Origin of the sequence: Streptomyces fumanus, from assembly GCF_014655295.1 — a bacterium.
Taxonomy (GTDB): domain Bacteria; phylum Actinomycetota; class Actinomycetes; order Streptomycetales; family Streptomycetaceae; genus Streptomyces; species Streptomyces fumanus.
This window is the reverse complement of record NZ_BNBI01000003.1, coordinates 68170-85327: the sequence shown is the minus strand read 5'-3', so window position 1 is coordinate 85327 and position 17158 is coordinate 68170. Positions and strand designations below refer to the sequence as shown.

Below are 17158 nucleotides of genomic sequence, written 5' to 3'. Positions count from 1 at the left end.
CCACGTGCGAAGGTCCGGCGGTGCCCCCGCTGCGGGGTGATTGCGGTGTGCGGGGTGGCGATGGCGCGTTCGCTTCGCGCGGGTGGGCGGCAGGGGTGCGGGTGCCGTCCTGGTGGGGGTGGGCGAGCGCGCACACGTGTGCTGCCCGATGGGTCGGGAGGCGCTTTCGGGTCGGCCGTATCAGTTGTGGCCGAGGGCGAGGAGGCGCTCGCTCGTGTCCCACAGGTGGCGGGCGATACGCGGGTCGCGGGTCTGGGGGTGGGGGTGCCTGGCGGGCCTGCGCCGCTCGTAGTAGGTGCCCGAGGTCCAGTCCACGCCGGGGCGGGTGGTGGCGAGCCAGACGAGGTGGCGCGCGGCCCGCCGCGGTGTGGTCATCAGCCGGCGGGCGACGGGGTTGCCGTACACGTGCCGCAGGAAGGTGCCCGGGGCCGAGGCGAAGTGGGAGGAGACGACGCCCGGGTGGAAGGCGGCGGAGGACAGTCCCCGGTCGTGGTAGCGGCGGTGCAGTTCCTGGGTGAAGAGGATGTTCTCCAGCTTGGCGGTGCCGTAGGCGCGCTGCGGGGAGTGGTGCGTGACGCGGCCGAGGTCCTCGGGGACGACCTCGCCGAACAGGCGTGCCGCGGCACTGGACGTCTGGATCACCGACGCCCGGCAGGCGAGGAGGCGGTCCAGGAGCAGGCGGGTGAGGAGGAAGGGCGCGAGATGGTTGACCTGGAAGACGAGGTCGAAGCCGTCGGCGGTCGGGGTGCGGTCGCCGAAGATGCCGCCCGCGTTGTTCGCCAGGACGTCGATGCGGGGGTACGCCGCGCGCAGCTCGGCGGCGAGCCGCCGGACGTCGTCGAGGCGGGCGAAGTCGGCGACATGACGGTCGGCGCCCAGCTCGTCGGCGACGGCGTGGGTCTTGCGCGGACAGCGGCCGACCACGACGACGCGGTGACCGCGGTGGTGCAGTTGGCGTGCGGCCTCGGCGCCGATGCCGTCGCTGGCGCCGGTGATGACGACGGTCCTGGGTGCCGGGTCCGGGGCGGGGGTCTCGGGACTGCCGTCGGGACGGTGTGTCATGCGGGGCTCCCTCGGAGGTAGATGTGCCGCAGTCCGCGCAGGAAGAACCGGCCGAACCCGCCCACCGCCGCCGGGGCGCCCAACCCGGACACCCGGAAGCTCGCGAGCTGCCGGGCGAAGTCCAGCGGACCCAGCCGCAGGGTACCGGTGGCGGCCGTGCCGTTCGCGCCGTCCCGTGTGCTCAGCCGGAAGGGCAGCGTCGTCGTCTCCCGCCACAGCCCGGCCGGGGCACCCTCGGTGAGCTGCTTGCGGCCCGCGAAGAGCAGGCCGCGCCCCACACCGTCGGTCAGGCTCAGCCGGTACTCCATGGTGCGGCCGGTCCCGGTGCCCAGGTCGTCCGCCGGGAAGAGGGCCAGCCGCCCGTCGAGCAGCGGGCGGCGGCCGCCGTGCCCCGGCAGGTCGAGCCAGCCGTCCACCCGCGCCTCGTGATCCGGGTCCGCCAGGAACGCCGGTACGTCGTCCACCGTCACCGTCAGCCGTGCGGAGCAGCGCAGGGACGACGGCGCATGCCCGGTGGCCGGTGGGGCGCAGGGGTGCTCGGCCAGGGGCGTGTAGTGGCCGCTCATCGACTCGGTGAAGACCAGCGAGGTGGCCGGGGTGTACCGGCGTGCGACGGCCGGTAGGGGTACGTCATTGCTGTCGGCGGCCGGTGGGTGTTTGCCGTTCCCGCCGACGGCCGGTGGGTGCTCGCCGTTCCCGCCGACGGCCGGTGGGTGCTCGCCGTTCCCGCCGACGGCCGGTGAGGGCTCGTCAACGCCGCCGACGGCCGGTGGGTGCTCGTCGTTTCCGGCCGGGCGCGCCGGCACCGGCCGGGATGCCCTGCGGACCGTACGGGTCTCCAGCAGGCGCTCGCTCATGCGGTCGGCCAGCGCCGCGATGGTGAGCGACGGGTTGGTGCCCACCGGGCCGGGCAGGGCCGAGCCGTCCGCGATGTACAGGCCGGGATGGCCGTGCACCTCGCCGAACGGGTCGCACACCCCGGCGTCCGGGTGGCGGCTCATGGGGGCGCCGCCCACCGGATGAGCCGCGACGACCCTGCGGGTGTACCACAGGGGGTTGTCGGCATAGGCGGCGCCCATGGCCCGTGCCGTGTCCCGCATATGGGCGCGCAGACGCCGGAAGTACGCGGCCGAGGCGTCCATGGTCCAGGCCACGTCGAGCCGTCCGTCGCGCAGTGTCATCACGCCGTCCGGGATGTCGCGCCCCATGCCGAGCAGCGGCAGGGAGGTGCTGGAGAGCAGGCCCCGGCCCAGGAGGTCGGACAGCTCCTTGGACAGCGCCGGGTCCGGAGAGGCCGTCAGCCGCGCACGGACCCGGCCCAGCGCGAACCGCGTGGCCCGCGACAGCCCCTGCGGCACCCGCGCGCTCTCCACCAGCCACTGCACGAACTCGGGATAGCCGCCGTCCTCGATGTATCCGCCGCGCTCGGACGCCGCGCCCGAGGCGGCTCCCGTGCCGTCGTCCAGCGCGTCGGGCAGCCGCAGCGAGGCCGTGATGACGGGGCCCCGGCTGGGCAGCAGCGGGCGGGGGCGGCCGTCCGCACGGGCGTTGACCGCGAAGCCCAGGAGGTCGCCGTTGGTGGAGAACCGGGTGCCCAGGGCGGGGCAGAGCGCGGGCAGGTGTGTGCGCGAGCGCAGCAGCAGATACGTGGTGCCGTAGGTGCCGGCCGCCAGGATCAGCCGGTCGCACCTGAGCGTGGCGCGCGTGGGCCCGGCCGCCCGCCCGCGCGGCCCCGCCGTGGTGTCGTGGCGTACGTAGTCCACCGCGTAGCCACCGCCGGGCAGCGCCCGGACGCGCAGCGCCTCGTGGCCCGTACGCAGGTCCGCTCCGTGGTGCCGGGCGGCGGAGAGGTAGGTGTGGTCGAGGGTGTTCTTCGCGCCCTCGTTGCAGCCCAGGTCGCAGGCGCCGGTGAGACGGCAGGTCCGGCGCCCCGCGCCGTGCAGGTTCCCGTACGGCCGCGGGTCGAGCGGCCGGCCGGGTACGGGGTCGGCGGCCGGACTCGGGGCGAAGCTGACGGCCAGCGGGGGCAGCCGGAACTCCAGCCCGAGCCGGTCCGCGGCGGCCCGCAGGGCGTGCGCCTTGGGCGTGTCGTCGTACGGCGTCCGGTCCAGCGGGTAGGGGGTGGCGCCGAGCATCTTCTCGACGGCGTCGTAGTGGGGTTCGAGGTCCGCGCGGCCCAGCGGCCAGGACTCGTGTCCGCCGCCGGGCAGGGGCTGTGCGTCGGCGAACCAGTGCTCGTCCTTGCGTAGCAGCACGTTGGCGTAGATCAGGGACCCGCCGCCCAGCCCGGCGGCCACCACCGAGTCGAAGGCACGGAAGCTGCGCACGTCGAACAGGCCGTGCAGACCGTCGGCCGGGGCCCAGAACGCCCGGCCCAGCTCCTCGGGGGTACGGGGGAACTGGCCGGGCGCGTGGGCGCGTCCGCGTTCCAGGACGACGACCGAGAGCCCGGCCGCGGCCAGTCGGTAGGCGCTCACGGAGCCGCCGAAGCCCGAGCCGATCACCACCGTGTCGACGTGCTCGGGCCCGGTGGCGCCGCCGGATGTCCTGCCGTCAGTGCTCATGTCGGGCCGCCCGGCGCACGAGGAAGTCGAGCAGGTGCGGGAAGACGTCCCGGTCCGCGTCCTTGCCGATGACCAGGTCCTGGTGCCCGTAGCCGGGGACGACGCACAGTTCGTACCGGTCCGCGCCGTGTGCGGCCAGTCGCCGGTGGCACCGGACGTTGGAGTCGCCGAACACGTGGTTGCGGTCGCCCGTCATCAGCAGCACGGGTGTCCGGTTGCGGGCCGCGTGCGCGAGGTAGTCGTCCGGCAGGGCCCGGTACCGGGGATCGGCCGGGGCGTACTTCACGGCGTGACCGGCCCGGACCACCTTGCGCAGGTGCCGGTAGTAGGACAGCCCGCTGGGCCCGAGCAGATCGGCGATGCGCTCGTGGGTCTCGGGCGCGAGGTTGCCGTGCAGGTACAGGGCCGGCCAGCCGCTGCCCCACATGAAGCTCGCCATGTGACAGGCCGGGTTGTCGCACTCCTGGTGCGCCAGTGACACCAGGTGGGACAGCAGCCAGCCCGGGGTGAACGGGGTGTCGTGGGCGCCGCGCGGATCGAGGTAGCGCAGCCCGCCGAGCCGTCCGGCCAGCACGGGACCCAGTTCCAGTTTGGCCCGGGACCACGACGGCACCCTGGCCACCAGGGCGACGCTCAGCGCCGTCATGCTGGTGATGCCGGTGACCGCGCCGCCGAACAGGCTCATCGCGAACGTCATCGCCCCCATGCAGTGCGCGACGACGTGTACGCGCCGGTCACCGACATGGCGGCGCAGTTCGGCCAGCGCGGCCGGATGGTCGTACAGGGCGATGTCGTCGAGGGTGTACCGGTGGGGCTCGGTGTTGTAGGGGAAGCGGTTGCTCATCCGGAAGTCGAGCGTCCAGACCTCGCCGAAGCCGTGGTCCAGGAGGTATCCCACCAGGTTGCGGTGTTCCGGCATCACGAACATGTCGCTGGAGGAGGTCAGCCCGTGCACGAGCAGGACCACGTCGGCGCCGGGCTCGCGGCGGAAACGGAGCATCTGGAGGCCGAGGCCGTCGGCGGTGGTGAAGGGGTGCACGGACGTCCTGGCGTCCGGTACACCGTCCAGGCCGTACCGCGCGATGGCCCCGCTCGTCGTCGAAGTGCCGTCCATGGTCCCCCTTTGCCGCGCCGGCCTGCGACCGCCGGTCCGCACGTACGACCGACGCGCCGTCCTGCACGGACGCTGGCGACGGCTTCGGCCTGAAGTCGTCCCCCGGCTGATTGACTCGCCTCTCAGCCGGGCTTCCCGCCGGCACCGGGGCCGCGTTCCCACGGGGCGCGGAGCCGGACCGGAGCACCGGCCCGCTGCGTCAGTCGAAGGTGCCTTTCCCGATGTACGGGTAGAGCTGGCCGGGGCACTTGGTGTCGAAGAGGTCCCGGTGTCCCTTGACATGGCGGCCCTTGATGTTGGCACCCGCCTGGTCGTACGCCCGTACCCAGTCGGCGACGGCCTTGATCTCGTCCAGCATCGCCTGCGGCGGCGCGGGGTCGTCGGCCCCGATCAAACCGCAGATGGCGTAGTAGCGCTGGTTGTTGTACTGGCTGCCGTTGGCACCCGGCTGGAAGCCGAGACCGCGCCCCACGAAGGTGTAACCGTGGTGACAGACCAGGTAGTTGTAGGCGATGTCCCAGTACTTCTCGCCGCCGATGATCGGCAGCGGGTGCATGTGCTCGTGCTGGATGCGCCGCACCTGGTAGTAGCAGTCGTCGAAATGGGGCGGTTTGTTGTCGGGGGTGTGCTGCGGTTTCAGTTCCTTGCCGGGACCCTCGTAGTGGATCGCGATGCCGCCCCACTCGGGCCAGAAGTTGACGGTGTCCGTCTGCGCGGGGTCCTCGGCCTTCCACTCTCTGCGGGAGACGAACCGAGGGATACGCGGTGCCGCGTCGGCGGACTCCTGATCCTGTTTTCCCTGTGCACCGATGAGTTTCTGTCCGCCTACCGTCTCGGTCCGCTGGGCCCATTCTCGCTCGGTCGACTGCCAGCGCGGGTTTTCCGATGGTGCCATCCTGTCCCCCTTTGATCCGTGTTTTTGCCGGCCGCACAGTGAAAGCGTGACGACGGGTTCAGGGCGTATTCAGTCAAGCGGAGAGATGAATCCCCCTGTCCGGACTCCACGCACCTGGACGTCCCCCTCTCTCGACCCGGACCCTTCCGTACGAGCGGACGGGAACGCATCAGCGCTCCGCGCCATGTCCTTGACACCGCGTGCCACTGATGAACGGTCGCGGCCGCGTCGGCCGCAGTGGCCTCCTTCGCCTCGACGCCGTCGGCGCCTGGCCGGGCGGCCACGGCGCCGGTCGCGCCGACGCGGGTGGCGCCGTGTTCGACGTGCCGGTCTCCCCTTTCGCGGTCGCCGGGAGGCCGCCGATGCGCTGGGTGGCGCTTCGAACACGCGGCGGTTTCTCGGGGAAACGCGTGTACGCGGACGCCGACGGCAGCAAGGCGGCCGGCCGGGTGGCGATCGCGAGGAGTGAGTTCGACCAGAACCGATGGCCACCCTCGAGGCGGCGCCCGCTCAGGAGCGTGCCACCGTGGTCGGCGGAACCCGGGGCGGCACGGTAGGACGGTCCTGGTCGGACGGCCAGCCGGGAGCGCCTCGGGTGCCTTCCGGCCGGCCGGTGGTGCCATGCGCTGCGTGAGCGGCGCGCCGGTAGTCGCGGGGCGTGGTGCCGTAGGCGGTGCGGAAGGCCCGGGTGAAGTCGCTGGGGTGGGCGAAACCCCAGCGTGCCGCGGTGGCGTGGATGGGGCGCGGGGCCAGGAGCGGGTCGGCCAGATCGCGGCGCGCGTGTTCGAGGCGCTGGTGGCGGATGAAGGCGGCCACGGTGGTGTCCTGCTGCTGGAAGAGGCGGTGCAGGGTACGCAGGGAGATGTGATGGGCGGCGGCGATGCCGGCGGGAGAGAGGCCGGGGTCGTCCAGCCGCTGGAGGATGAAGGCGCGCACGTGCAGCAGCAAGGCGTGGCCGCGGGTGTCGGGGGGAGGAACCCCGGGCCTGTCGAGGTGCTGGGCGACGGTGGCGGCCAGCAGGTCGGTCAGCACGGTCGACAGCCGGGCGGCGTCGGTGGGTCGGTAGTGGCCCGCCTTGGTGGTCACCTGGGTGAGGAAGTGAACGAGGAGTGCACCGAAGCCTTGGTCGCCGGTCAGGCGAGTGGCCAGCAGCCGGTCGACCAGGTCGGGTCGGACGGGCAGCGCGGCTTTCGGGAGGTGCGCGACGACGTGGCGCACGGCTCCGTCATCGCAGCGGGTCTCTCCGCCGAAGGGCCGGGAGGAGTCGTACAGCGCCAGGTCGCCGGCGTGCAGCACCGTGTCGTTGCGGGCCTGGGACAGTGTCATGGTGCCGCGCAGGGTCAGCGAGAGCTGCCAGTACTCGGGGTCGCGCTGCCGGATCAGTTCGGGGGTGCGGGTACTGGTCACCGGCAGGTAGGACATCGTGGTGATCTGTGCGGCGCCGAGGTCGAGGATGTCGGCTGTGGCGCGGAAGTCGTCGGCGCGGGCGGTGCGCAGCACGGTCGGCAACAGCGTGGCGACCGTCATGTCGTGCCACCACGTGAACCGGTCAGGGCGGGGCAGGTCGTCGGTGTGCAGACGGGTGGTGATCACTGGTCCGCCGCGGGCCGGGGAGCGATGCCGGCGCCCGGTGACGGGGTCGGCGGCGGAACGGAACCGGCCGGGCCGCCCGGCGGACGGCTGGGCTGCTGGTGCGGGGCCGCGTGCCGGTGAGTGCGAGGCGTGGTGCCGTAGGCGGTGCGGAGGGCCCGGGTGAACTCGGCTGGGCATCGGAAGTCCCGGTGCGCGGCGATGACGTCGATGAGGCGGGCGGGACGCGAGGTCGAGGCGTGTTCTGGCTTTTCGGGCGTCCGCGCCGGCCCCAGCGGCGGCGGCAGCAGCAGGGCGACGACGGCAACGCGCAGCCGAGGGGCGTCCGAGGCTTCGCGGGCGGCACTGTTCCCCAGCAGGTGGGTGCGGCACTGGGACAACGGGGCGCCGGAGCCGCCACGGGCGGACGCCCGTGCAGCGGTCAGCGCGTCCGTCGTGCCCGGGGACTGGGCGAACGATGTCTCCCGCCGCCGCCCGGACGGTCCGGACGCGGACAGCCCCGCACCGCGGAGCACGCTTCCGATCACCCTCAGCACCTCCGGGTCCCGGGCTGCCACCCGGCAGCGGCGGCTCTATTGCACTGAACACGACAAATACCACCGTCCCTTCCTGACCTCAACTGCTCAGGCCGGACAAGGCCCCGGCCCGGCCGGCCCGCCGGATCACGGCGGGCCGGCCGGGCTGTTCGCTCAGGTGGTCGTGCAGGCGCTCCCGTTGAGGGTGAAGGAAGTCGGTGCTCCGCTGTTGCCGCTGTGCGTCGCCTGGTAGCCGATCGTCACGGTGGCGTTCGGCGCGATCGTGCCGTTGTACGAGACATTGGTCGCGGTCACCGCGCCGGAGGACGGGGCGTACGTGGCACCCCAGCCGTTGGTGATGTTCTGGCCGCCGGGCAGGGTGAAGCCGAGCTTCCAGCCGTTGATCGCGGTGGTGCCGGTGTTGGTGATGGCCACGGAGGCGGTCAGGCCGGTGTTCCAGGCGGTGGTGCTCGCGCTCACCTTGCAGCCGGACGGCTGGGGCTCGGGCCCTGGGCCGGGGGTCTGGCCGTCCAGGCCGAAGAAGGTGAGCACGCGGGCGCCCATGCCGTAGGCGTACACGTTGTGCCCGACGCTCTGGAGGCTGATGGCCTCGACCGGCGCGCGGTCACCGGTGGCGCCGTAGCGGGTGCGGGTCCAGTTGGCGGCGGGGCTGTCGGTGGACGCCGGGGTCTGGCTGACGCCCAGCACGTTCGTCCACTGCTTGATCTCCTCACCGAAGTTCGGGTAGCGCAGCGTGTCGTCCTGGGTGCCGTGCCAGAGCTGCATGCGGGGGCGCGGGCCGGTGTAGCCGGGGTAGGCGTTGCGGACCAGATCGCCCCATTGCTGCGGGGTGCGGATCACGGTGCCGTTGGCGCAGGCGCTGTTCCACTCGGAGCCGTCGGTGGTGGCGAAGCAGCCGAACGGGACTCCGGCGAAGGCGGCGCCGGCGGCGAAGACGTCGGGGTAGACGCCGAGCAGCACGTTGGTCATCATCGCGCCGGAGGATATGCCGGTGGCGAAGACCCGCTTGGGATCGGCGTGGTAGGTGCCGAGCACCCAGTCGACCATCGACTTGATGCCGACCGGGTCGCTGCCGCCGCCGCGCCGCAGAGCCGCCGGCGAGGAGACGTCGAAGCACTTGCTGGCCCGGGTGACGGACGGGTAGACGACGATGAAGCCGTAGCGGTCGGCGAGCGAGGCGTACTCGGTGCCGCTGTACATCGCCGGCCCGGAGCCGGTGCAGTAGTGGACGGCGACCAGGACCGCCGGGTTGGCGGCGACCTTCTCCGGGACGTACAGGTACATCTGGAGATTGCTGGGATTGCTGCCGAAGTTGGTGACCTCGGTGAGGGACGCGTACGGCACGTCGGCGGCGGCGGCGGTGGCGGCGTCGGTACGGGCGGCGGCCGGGGGCGCGCCGAGGAGCAGCGCGGCGAGCAGTGGCACCAGCGCTCCGTAGAGCGCGACGAGCTTGGATCGCAGTGGTCTCCTCGCGGTGTTGCCTGCGGTGACGGACACGGGGTCGTCCCTTCCTGTCGCGGCTCGGATCATCGCTGGGGAGCGCCGGCACGCCGGCGGGCGCACGGCCGCCATGGAAGCGCTCCCACACCGTCACACGGACGCCGCGCGCAAGACGTTCACGCCTGCTCGGCACGGCCCGCACGCACGTGCCGCGCCCGTGAGCACGCCGACCTGGACGAGACGGAGGAGTCGGCGCCGAGCGGCCGGTCACGGGAAGCGGCGTACCGTCGCGGGCGGTGCCTGAGCGGAAACCGTGCCGTCGGAGCCGCTCGTCAGGGCAGGCGGGCGTGTTCGGCCCGGGTGGCGGCGATCCGCTCACGTGCGAGCGTACGGGCCCGCTCGGTGTCGTCGCCGGTGAGGCGGGCGAGGATCGCCGTGAGCGGTGTGATCCGGCCCCGGCCGCCCCAGTGACCCTCGGGGATCTCGGTGGGGAAGACCCAGATCCGGCCGGCGTCCCGCGGCCAGGCACCGCCCTCCGCGTCGAGGATGGCCTCGGTCACCTCGGCGACGACCCGCGCCCGCTTGTGCTCGTCGAGCTGGCCCTCGGGGACGGAGGGAACGACCTTGTAGCGGGGCGCGTCCGCGGGTTCGCCGCCGACGTAGACGCCGGCCGGGCGGTGCAGCCAGAGCCAGGAGACGGAACGGGTCACCGGGTCGGCGGGGTCGAACCCCTCGTTGCGGATGAGGATCTCGGTGATGCGGTTCAGCAGCGCCGCCTCGGCGTCCGGCTGGAGCGCGCCGTCGGGAATGTACACGTCGAGCATGGGCATGCCGGGTCTCCCTCGTCAGTTCGTGAGTTTAGTTTTTCAACTCAGATGGAGCCTACGAGGGCTGAGTTCAGCTTGTAAACCCAGATGGGTACACTCGTCCCATGGAGACGCGGCGGATCGACCCGGTGAACTGTTCGGTGGCGCGCGCCCTCTCGGTGGTGGGAGAGCGCTGGTCGCTGCTGATCGTCCGTGAAGCGCTGGACGGCGCGCGCCGGTTCGGAGAGTTCCACTCCCGTCTCGGCATCGCCAGGAACCTCCTGGCGACTCGCCTCGAGACCTTGGTGACCGCGGGGGTGATGCGCCGCGTGCCCTACCAGGAGCCCGGGGACCGGCAGCGCTTCGGCTACGAACTCACCGAGCAGGGCCGGGCGCTGCGGCCCACGCTCGTGGCGCTCCTGGAATGGGGCGACAGGTACCTCGCCGACCCGCAGGGCCCGTCGGTCATCGTCCGGCACCGGCCCGTCGACGGCACGGACTCCTGCGACGAGCCGGTCAAGGTCGTCCTCGAGTGCGCCGCGGGACACAGCCACCTCGCCCCGGACGACATCTGCCGCACCCCCGGACCGGGCGCACGCTTCGTGGAAGGCCCCTGAGATCCAAGGACCGGTCCCCGGGGCGATGGGTGTCACATCGGCGCGGTCGAGGACTGACACCCACCGGTGTTCCGTGCGCCGCCCGCCAGAGCGTACACGGAACACCGGACGGTGGTCACCGCACGATCCGCCACCGGTTGTCGGCCGTGCCGTCATCGGGAGCCTGGACCACGAAGGCGCCGACGGCGGTGGAGTCGTTCGCGACGGCGAGCAGTTTCCCGCTGTGCGCGTTGCGGATCTTGCAGGTTCCGTCGCCCTGGTCGAGCAGGGTCCACCGGTGGTCGGCGGTGCCGTTGTCCGCCCACTGCAGGACGGTGGCGTTGTCGGCGGTGGACATGTTCAGCACGCCGAGCACTTTGCCGCTGTGGACGTTGCGGAACCGGAAGGCGTCGCCGTCGGGGACCAGCTCCCAGTCGTGGTCGGCCGTTCCGCTGTCGTGCCACTGCAGGGCCCGGCCTCCGTCGGCGGTGGACATGTCCTGGATGCCCAGCACCAGGCCGCTGGCCGCGTTGGCGACCCGGACGGTGGACAGGCCGCTGGTCCGCCAGTAGACGGTGTAGTTGTGGCCGTGCGCGTCGTGGAAGGGCTTGAGGGCGACGGTGCTCCCGTTGGCGGTGGCGGTGAAGGAGAGCGCGGTGCTGCTGGTCCGCTTGATCGAGGAGGTGTCGAGGGTGGGGAGGGCACTGAGCGCGGTGTCGCCGTAGTCGCCGGACAGGACGACCGGGCCGTAGGTGACCGCGGCGACGGCCGGGTTGTCGTTGGCCGGCCGCAGTGTCGTCCGCATGGGCAGGCGTACGGTGACGGTGTCGCCGGACGTCCAGGACCGGGTGAGGGTGGCGTAACTCCCGGCGGTGGTGGCGATGTTCTGCGCCACGCCGTTGACACTGACGGTGGCGCCGGTGGTCCAGCCCGGGATGCGGATCCGCATCGCCCAGGTGCCGCCCACGTCACCGGTGACCCGCAGGGACGTGGTGTCGCTCGCCGGGTAGGAGGTGGTCTGGGTGACGGTGATGCCGCGCTGGCTCCAGGTCAGCACCGACGGCACGAACATGTTGACGGTGAGCGTGGTGCCGGAGTGGAAGTAGACGGAGTCCATCAGCCGGGTGTGGACCTCCACGCCGGTGCCCTGGCAGCACCAGAAGGTGCCGTAGTCGGTGCTCCAGGTGCCGCCGCCCCACGCCGGGCCGACGCCGCGCCGGCCGCCGGGCTTGAGCGGGGTGAAGTAGGTGATGTGGCCGTGGGCGTCGGCCGGGTTCTGGTTGCCGATGATGTGGTTGAGCCACGCCCGCTCGTAGTAGTCGAACAGCTCGGCCCGGTCCGGAGTCAGCGTGAACAGCTCCCGGGTGAGGCTGAGCATGTTGACGGTGTTGCAGCTCTCGCAGGTGTCGTTGGTCAGGTACCCGGCGATGGCGTTCGGGGCGCGGAAGTGCTCGGCCTGGCTGTTGCCGCCGATGGCATAGGTGTGCGAGCCGGTGCAGTGGTTCCACGCGGTGGTGGCGATGTCGCGGTACCGGGTGGTGCCGGTGGCCTTGTACTCCCGTACCGCGCCGATCCACTTCGGCACCTGGGTGTTGGCGTGCAGCCCGGCCAGGGCGTCCCGGCCCGCCGCCAGCGGATCGAAGACCGCGGCGTGGTCGAAGCGCTGGGCGACGGTCAGCCACCGGGTGTCGCCGGTCTGCTGGCAGAGGTCGGTGAGGACCGCGTTCATGCCGCCGAACTCGGTCTCCAGCATGGCCTGCCGCTGCGCGGTGGTGAGCCGGCCGGTGCGGGTGTCGACCCAGCTCGCGAGGGCCAGCAGCACATCGCGGGCCTGGGTGCTGCCGAGGTGCCGCCACACGTCCAGCAGACCGGTCATGGTCTTGTGGACGGTGTAGTACGGCACATTGCCGTTGCTCAGGGTGCGGGCCTCGAGGGCCGCGAAGTCGGACTCGGGGTAGCCGGACAGATAGCCGGCGGTGAAACCCACGGCACTGTTGTTGGCCTGGCACTTGGCCAGCTCCGCGACCATGTACAACGCCTTGTCCCGGGCCACCGTGTCGCCCGTCACGGCGTACAACTGCGCCCAGGCGGTGAGGAAGTGGCCCTGGACGTGGCTGCGGAACGGGAAGGTGGGTGCCTCCCAGCCGCCGACGGCGGCGGCGCCCTTCGTGGACAGGCCGTGGTTGGCGCGGAAGGTGTACAGCAGCCGGTCGGCGTCGACGTACCTGAGGTAGGCGGCGGTGCGGTTCTGGTTGTCCAGCCACCGGCTCGCGGTCAGCGTGACCTGGCCGAGGTCGAAGGGGAGCGCCTTGGTCCCGATGTCGGCGCGGACCGGCGGGAGGGTCGCCGCCCGTGCCGCGGAACCGCCGAGCAGGGGGCCGACGGCGGAGGCGGCGACCGCGGTTCCCGCGAGCTGGAGGACCTGACGTCTGCTGAAGGACAGGGACATGCTGGGCCTTTCGTGCGGAGGGGCGGGCGGGTCAGGTCAGGACGGGGACCGGCGAGCCCGGCGGCCGCGGTGAGGGCGGGCTTGAGGGAGAGACGTCCGCGGTGGGGGCGGGCACGGCGGCGGTTCGGACGATCGCGATGGCGGCCCCGCCGCCGTACCGCCATCGGAGCGATGGGGCGTCCGGGGGGTGTGCGGCTCGGGAGCACCGTGGCGCGTGACGAGGTCCGGTACGGACACGCATGAACATCTCCTCGTGCGGGGAGGGGAGTCGAGCGCAGTGGGGCGTGGCTCATGCCGCGCCGTCGGAGCGTGCTGGCGGTGGCTGGGCGCGCGAGGGACTGCGAGAGCGGGACGAGCGATTCTTGTGTTCGTTATTTCGAACGGTGTTCGCTGGATCGACGAGACCATAGTGCGGTGGGTAACGGGCCGTCAACGGTCCGGACATCTTCCATCGTCCGTGCCGTAGGCGACGGCTGGGGGAGTACAACACCGTGAAGCGGTGCACTGACCGCGTGCTGCGCGGGGCGGCGGGTCAGATGGCCAGACGGGTCGGGTGGCTTTTCGCGGGGCCGGGGGTGAGGCGGGTGAAGTGCTCGGTGCGGATGATCTGGATGCGATCCGCCTCCGGCAAGCGGGCGAGAATGCCAGGAAGTGCCCGTTCGCGTTCGGTCTCGCTGCGGTGGGCGAGGATCGCGCGCCACTTCACGCCGGCCCAAGGAGTGACGTCGACGCTGGTGGTCACGTACGAGTCCGGGACCGCGAGGACGGACTTGCCCACCCCCTCCAGCAGCGGCCCGAGCAGGCCGACGCCGGACTCGGGATGTGTGGCGGCGTACAGCGCGGCCGGCTGCCAGGGCGGCCCCGCGTCGGGATGCAGGTGGGCGAGACCGGCCGCTTCGACGGCGAGCAGGGTGATCTGATGCGCGCGTACGTGGTCGGGGTGGCCGGTCAGTTGGCCGAGGGCGTCGTGTCCGACGACGATGTCGGGTCGGACGTCACGGATGTGGGCGACGAGGCGGCCGACTGCCTCGTCGAGGGGAACGTCGACGAGTCGGGGCCGGCCGGGGGCTGCCTCGCGGTTGCGGGCGTCGTTGTAGCCGAGCAGACGTGGGGTGCCGGCGCCCAGGACGGCCAGGGCGTCGGCGAGTTCGCCGGCCCGCGGGCTGCCGGGTGCCCAGGTCGCGGTGACGACCGCCGTCCGGGCACCGCCGGCGGCGTGCTGGGCGAGCACGCCGCCGGCCAGGAGGCTCTCGTCGTCGGGGTGGGCGAACACGCCGAGCAGCGAAGGCGGCGCCGGTTCCGAGGGTGGGGGAGCGGGGGTGGCCACGCGGATGCCTTTCCGGGGCGGACGGGTGGGGGATCAGACGGAGCGGGTGGCCGCCGGGCCTTTCGGCAGCCGTATGCCGTGGGCGCCGCACCGCCCCGTCCGGGGCCGTCCTCCGCGCGTACTCCGGGTCACGGGTGGAACCGCCACCGCCCTTCCGTGACGACATCCACCTTGCCGTCCCGGACACGGACGGCCGTGTCGTCGTCGATGAAGTAGACCGGGAAGTCCGCCCGCGCGGCGATGCGATCGGCCCAGGCGTCGTCCCGTTCGGGGAAGTCCGGTGAGTACAGGTGCGGCTTGAGGTACCAGTCGAAGAGGCCGAACGGCGGCTCCAGGGTCGTCGTGCCGAGCGCGTGGAGGTCCGCGGTGTCCCCGATGACGTCGGCGGAGTGGCCGGTGAGGTGACGGCTGAAGATCATCGATCCGGCGCTGAACCCCACGTAGACGCGGCTCTCCAGCGCCTCCAGGAAGCCGTCGGCCAGGCCGTTGCCGGTGATGCTGCGCGCGAGGTGGTAGTGGTTGCCGCCGCTGACGTAGATGACATCGGCGTGGAGCAGCCGGTCGAGCACCATCTGCCGGGGCAGGCCGTTCAGTTCGAGGATGTCGAACTCCCGCCAGCCGAGACCGTGCAGCCGGTTGATGTCGGCGATCAGCCACTCGTGGTCCCCGGGCTCGGCGACCGACGCCGTGGGAACGTACACCACGTTCGCCGATCCGAACGGCTTGCCCAGCATGTCCCGCAGGGCATCCCGCAGTGTCGCGTTGCGCACACCGGATGCCGTCAACATGAGGTTCATGGGGCGAGCCAAGCACGGCTCACCGAGCCGGCGCAAAGCCTCCCGCGCGTGCCTGGACCCAGCGGCCGCGAGCCGCCCCAACGGGGCGTTCCCCATGTGGCTTCGGCCCCGTGCGTTCACGTACCGGTTGTCGAGGGGTCCGGTCAGGAGATGCGGTTCCAGAAGCCGAGGTGGTGCGTGCGGTGGTAGTCGACGGGGCCGATACGACGCGGTGCCAGCGACTGTGTATACGGTCGGCCGGCGTCTCCGGGGCGGTAGACGGGCCAGCCGGGCAACCCGGGGCCGTGCGGCGCGCCGGTGCGGGCGAACGCGGCCCAGTACTGGGTCATCGTCGCCGACAGCGCGCGCTGCCGCGGGGTGAACCGCGGTTCGGCCGCCTCGTCCTCGAACAGGTAGGGGATGTCCGCCGAGTGGAACGCGCCGAAGTCGAAGTCACCTGGCAACGGCAGGAACATCGGCGCCCGACGGTCGGCGAACTCGTAGGCGTACACCGGCACATGCCGTGCCAGGGTGTCGTGCATGGTCTGGGTGCCGCGCGCCCACATGCGGTCGGTGATGACGGCGGCCCAGGCCAGGGCGGGGGAGGGGAAGGCCGTCGTCGGGTACTCCTCCCGCACCCGACCGGCCGACCGCGCGCCGAAGGCGGTGCGCAGCGCGCGATCGTAGTCGGCCTCGGTGAACGGCCTGCCCACCGCGTCGTACGTCATCCCGACGAAGAGGCGGTGCTCGTCCAGGGTGGCCCCCGACAGGACGGGCACATGGTGGAAGCGTCCCGCGCGCAGGGCCGTGGGCGGCAGTTGGGGGAGCGTGGCGTTCCCGTAGCCGAAGCCCTGGAAGGCGTTCATGATGTACGGCACCTCCAGGATCGTCTTCACCGGCAGGGCGCGCAGGCAGGCGAGGGTGCGCTCGGGCCGGTCGTCGCGGCAGCCGAGGGACGAGGTCATCTCGGTCGTGATGTCCTCCATCTCCCGGGCGCTGCGCCAGACGTACCACGGGTATCCCGGCACATCCGGACCCATCGCACCGGCCGGCATGTCCATCATGCCTTCGCCGCTCGCCATGACGGCCCGGTGGAAGAGGCCCTCGGACGCGGGAGAGGTCAGGTGCCCGGCGATGGCGGAGGCGCCGAAGGACACCCCGGCCACGGTGACATTGCCGGGGTCACCGCCGAAGGCGCGCGCGTTGTCCCGTACCCATCTCAGCGCCGCCTGCTGGTCCCGCAGTCCGAAGGTGCCGGACCCCTCCAGTCCGGGCAGGGCCAGGCCGCCGAAGACACCGAGACGGTAGTTGATGCTGACGACCACCAGTCCCCGCCCGGCCAGTCGGCGCCCGTCGAAGAAGGAGCCGCCGCCCACGGCACCGTCCCCGTGGATCCAGACCAGCACGGGCGCGGGCCGCCGCCGGTCGGCCGCCGGCGGTGTGGTGACGTCGAGGACCAGGCAGTCCTCCTCCGTGCTGGCGCTCGGCGCGTACGGGGAGGGCACCTGCGGGCACAGCGGCCCCGGCTTGGTCGCGTCCCTGACGCCCTTCCAGGGCGGTACGGGCCGGGGCGGGGCCCACCGGTGAGGCCCCTTGGGGGCGCCCGCGTAGGGGATGCCCCGGAAGACGCGGTACGCGCCCGACCGGGTCCCCGCCACCAGCCCCGCCCGCGTGCGCACCGTCTCTCCGACGGCGGCACCGCCCTGACCGGTGTGCTGGGCGAGGCGCGCGGTGGCGGCCGCGGAGGCGGACATCAGCGTGGAGAGGGTCAGGACACCGACCGTCATCACGACGTACGGGCGGCGGAACGTGCTGCGATGCGTCACGGCGGAAGCCTTCCTCGTGGCCATGGGCCCCGGCGCGCGGACGCGCCGACGGTGACCTGATCGGCCGCGGCTCGCGCCCCGGCCGGGCGGTCCGGTCGTGCGAGGGGCGCGCGATCGCGTCTGGCGGCCCGCGTGTTCCGATCACGCGCACCAGGGGTACGGACCCTCGCACCGGGC

The 17158-nt window shown here is 72.5% G+C and carries 13 protein-coding genes; 1 reads left to right on the top strand and 12 read right to left on the bottom strand.

Features of this window, described 5'->3' with window-relative positions; translation table 11 throughout:
* Window positions 1–180: 180 nt before the first annotated feature.
* The 8 genes from IE316_RS07510 to IE316_RS07475 form a co-directional block, all read right to left on the bottom strand.
* Window positions 181–1062: an SDR family NAD(P)-dependent oxidoreductase gene (locus IE316_RS07510; RefSeq protein ID WP_190203366.1), complete on the bottom strand. Its 882-nt coding sequence runs from the start codon at window positions 1060–1062 to the stop codon at window positions 181–183.
* On the bottom strand, window positions 1059–3626 hold the full coding sequence (locus IE316_RS07505) for a GMC oxidoreductase (protein ID WP_190203365.1): 2568 nt from the start codon (window positions 3624–3626) through the stop codon (window positions 1059–1061). Before IE316_RS07505 ends, IE316_RS07510 begins: the two co-directional genes overlap by 4 nt.
* Window positions 3616–4740, bottom strand: a complete 1125-nt coding sequence (locus IE316_RS07500) for an alpha/beta fold hydrolase (protein WP_190203364.1) — start codon at window positions 4738–4740, stop codon at window positions 3616–3618. The genes IE316_RS07505 and IE316_RS07500 overlap by 11 nt, the downstream gene beginning before the upstream one ends.
* 199 nt (window positions 4741–4939) lie before the next feature.
* Window positions 4940–5635: a peptidoglycan recognition protein family protein gene (locus IE316_RS07495; protein WP_190203363.1), complete on the bottom strand. Its 696-nt coding sequence runs from the start codon at window positions 5633–5635 to the stop codon at window positions 4940–4942.
* Between the two features lie 510 nt (window positions 5636–6145).
* The gene (locus IE316_RS07490) at window positions 6146–7228 is read right to left on the bottom strand and encodes an AraC-like ligand-binding domain-containing protein (RefSeq protein ID WP_229910250.1); all 1083 of its coding nucleotides are present in this window, start codon (window positions 7226–7228) and stop codon (window positions 6146–6148) included.
* Window positions 7225–7752, bottom strand: coding sequence for a hypothetical protein (locus IE316_RS07485; RefSeq protein WP_190203362.1), 528 nt, complete (start codon window positions 7750–7752; stop codon window positions 7225–7227). Before IE316_RS07485 ends, IE316_RS07490 begins: the two co-directional genes overlap by 4 nt.
* Window positions 7753–7914: 162 nt before the next feature.
* Window positions 7915–9291 carry an extracellular catalytic domain type 1 short-chain-length polyhydroxyalkanoate depolymerase gene (locus IE316_RS07480; protein WP_373311103.1) on the bottom strand — a complete coding sequence of 459 codons (1377 nt, stop codon included), beginning with the start codon at window positions 9289–9291 and terminating at the stop codon, window positions 7915–7917.
* 242 nt (window positions 9292–9533) lie between these two features.
* Window positions 9534–10031: a tautomerase family protein gene (locus IE316_RS07475; protein WP_190203360.1), complete on the bottom strand. Its 498-nt coding sequence runs from the start codon at window positions 10029–10031 to the stop codon at window positions 9534–9536.
* Window positions 10032–10132: 101 nt separating this feature from the next.
* On the opposite strand from IE316_RS07475, the gene IE316_RS07470 reads away from it, so the two are divergent.
* Window positions 10133–10624, top strand: a complete 492-nt coding sequence (locus tag IE316_RS07470; protein WP_190203359.1) for a winged helix-turn-helix transcriptional regulator — start codon at window positions 10133–10135, stop codon at window positions 10622–10624.
* A gap of 115 nt (window positions 10625–10739) precedes the next feature.
* On the opposite strand, the gene IE316_RS07465 is transcribed toward IE316_RS07470, so the two are convergent.
* The 4 genes from IE316_RS07465 to IE316_RS07450 form a co-directional block, all read right to left on the bottom strand.
* Window positions 10740–13052 carry a beta-L-arabinofuranosidase domain-containing protein gene (locus tag IE316_RS07465; protein ID WP_190203358.1) on the bottom strand — a complete coding sequence of 771 codons (2313 nt, stop codon included), beginning with the start codon at window positions 13050–13052 and terminating at the stop codon, window positions 10740–10742.
* Window positions 13053–13584: 532 nt separating this feature from the next.
* On the bottom strand, window positions 13585–14325 hold the full coding sequence (locus IE316_RS07460) for a PIG-L deacetylase family protein (protein ID WP_190203357.1): 741 nt from the start codon (window positions 14323–14325) through the stop codon (window positions 13585–13587).
* Between the two features lie 182 nt (window positions 14326–14507).
* The gene (locus IE316_RS07455) at window positions 14508–15176 is read right to left on the bottom strand and encodes a Type 1 glutamine amidotransferase-like domain-containing protein (protein ID WP_190203356.1); all 669 of its coding nucleotides are present in this window, start codon (window positions 15174–15176) and stop codon (window positions 14508–14510) included.
* A 143-nt stretch (window positions 15177–15319) separates the two neighbouring features.
* Window positions 15320–16981, bottom strand: a complete 1662-nt coding sequence (locus IE316_RS07450; protein ID WP_229910248.1) for a carboxylesterase/lipase family protein — start codon at window positions 16979–16981, stop codon at window positions 15320–15322.
* Window positions 16982–17158 lie beyond the last annotated feature (177 nt).

Coding starts and splice junctions, on each gene's coding strand:
- IE316_RS07510 (WP_190203366.1), bottom strand. CDS start 1,062: ATGACACACCGTCCCGACGGCAGTCCCGAGACCCCCGCCCCGGACCCG.
- IE316_RS07455 (WP_190203356.1), bottom strand. CDS start 15,176: ATGAACCTCATGTTGACGGCATCCGGTGTGCGCAACGCGACACTGCGG.
- IE316_RS07495 (WP_190203363.1), bottom strand. CDS start 5,635: ATGGCACCATCGGAAAACCCGCGCTGGCAGTCGACCGAGCGAGAATGG.
- IE316_RS07475 (WP_190203360.1), bottom strand. CDS start 10,031: ATGCCCATGCTCGACGTGTACATTCCCGACGGCGCGCTCCAGCCGGAC.
- IE316_RS07480 (WP_373311103.1), bottom strand. CDS start 9,291: ATGATCCGAGCCGCGACAGGAAGGGACGACCCCGTGTCCGTCACCGCA.
- IE316_RS07470 (WP_190203359.1), top strand. CDS start 10,133: ATGGAGACGCGGCGGATCGACCCGGTGAACTGTTCGGTGGCGCGCGCC.
- IE316_RS07500 (WP_190203364.1), bottom strand. CDS start 4,740: ATGGACGGCACTTCGACGACGAGCGGGGCCATCGCGCGGTACGGCCTG.
- IE316_RS07465 (WP_190203358.1), bottom strand. CDS start 13,052: ATGTCCCTGTCCTTCAGCAGACGTCAGGTCCTCCAGCTCGCGGGAACC.
- IE316_RS07505 (WP_190203365.1), bottom strand. CDS start 3,626: ATGAGCACTGACGGCAGGACATCCGGCGGCGCCACCGGGCCCGAGCAC.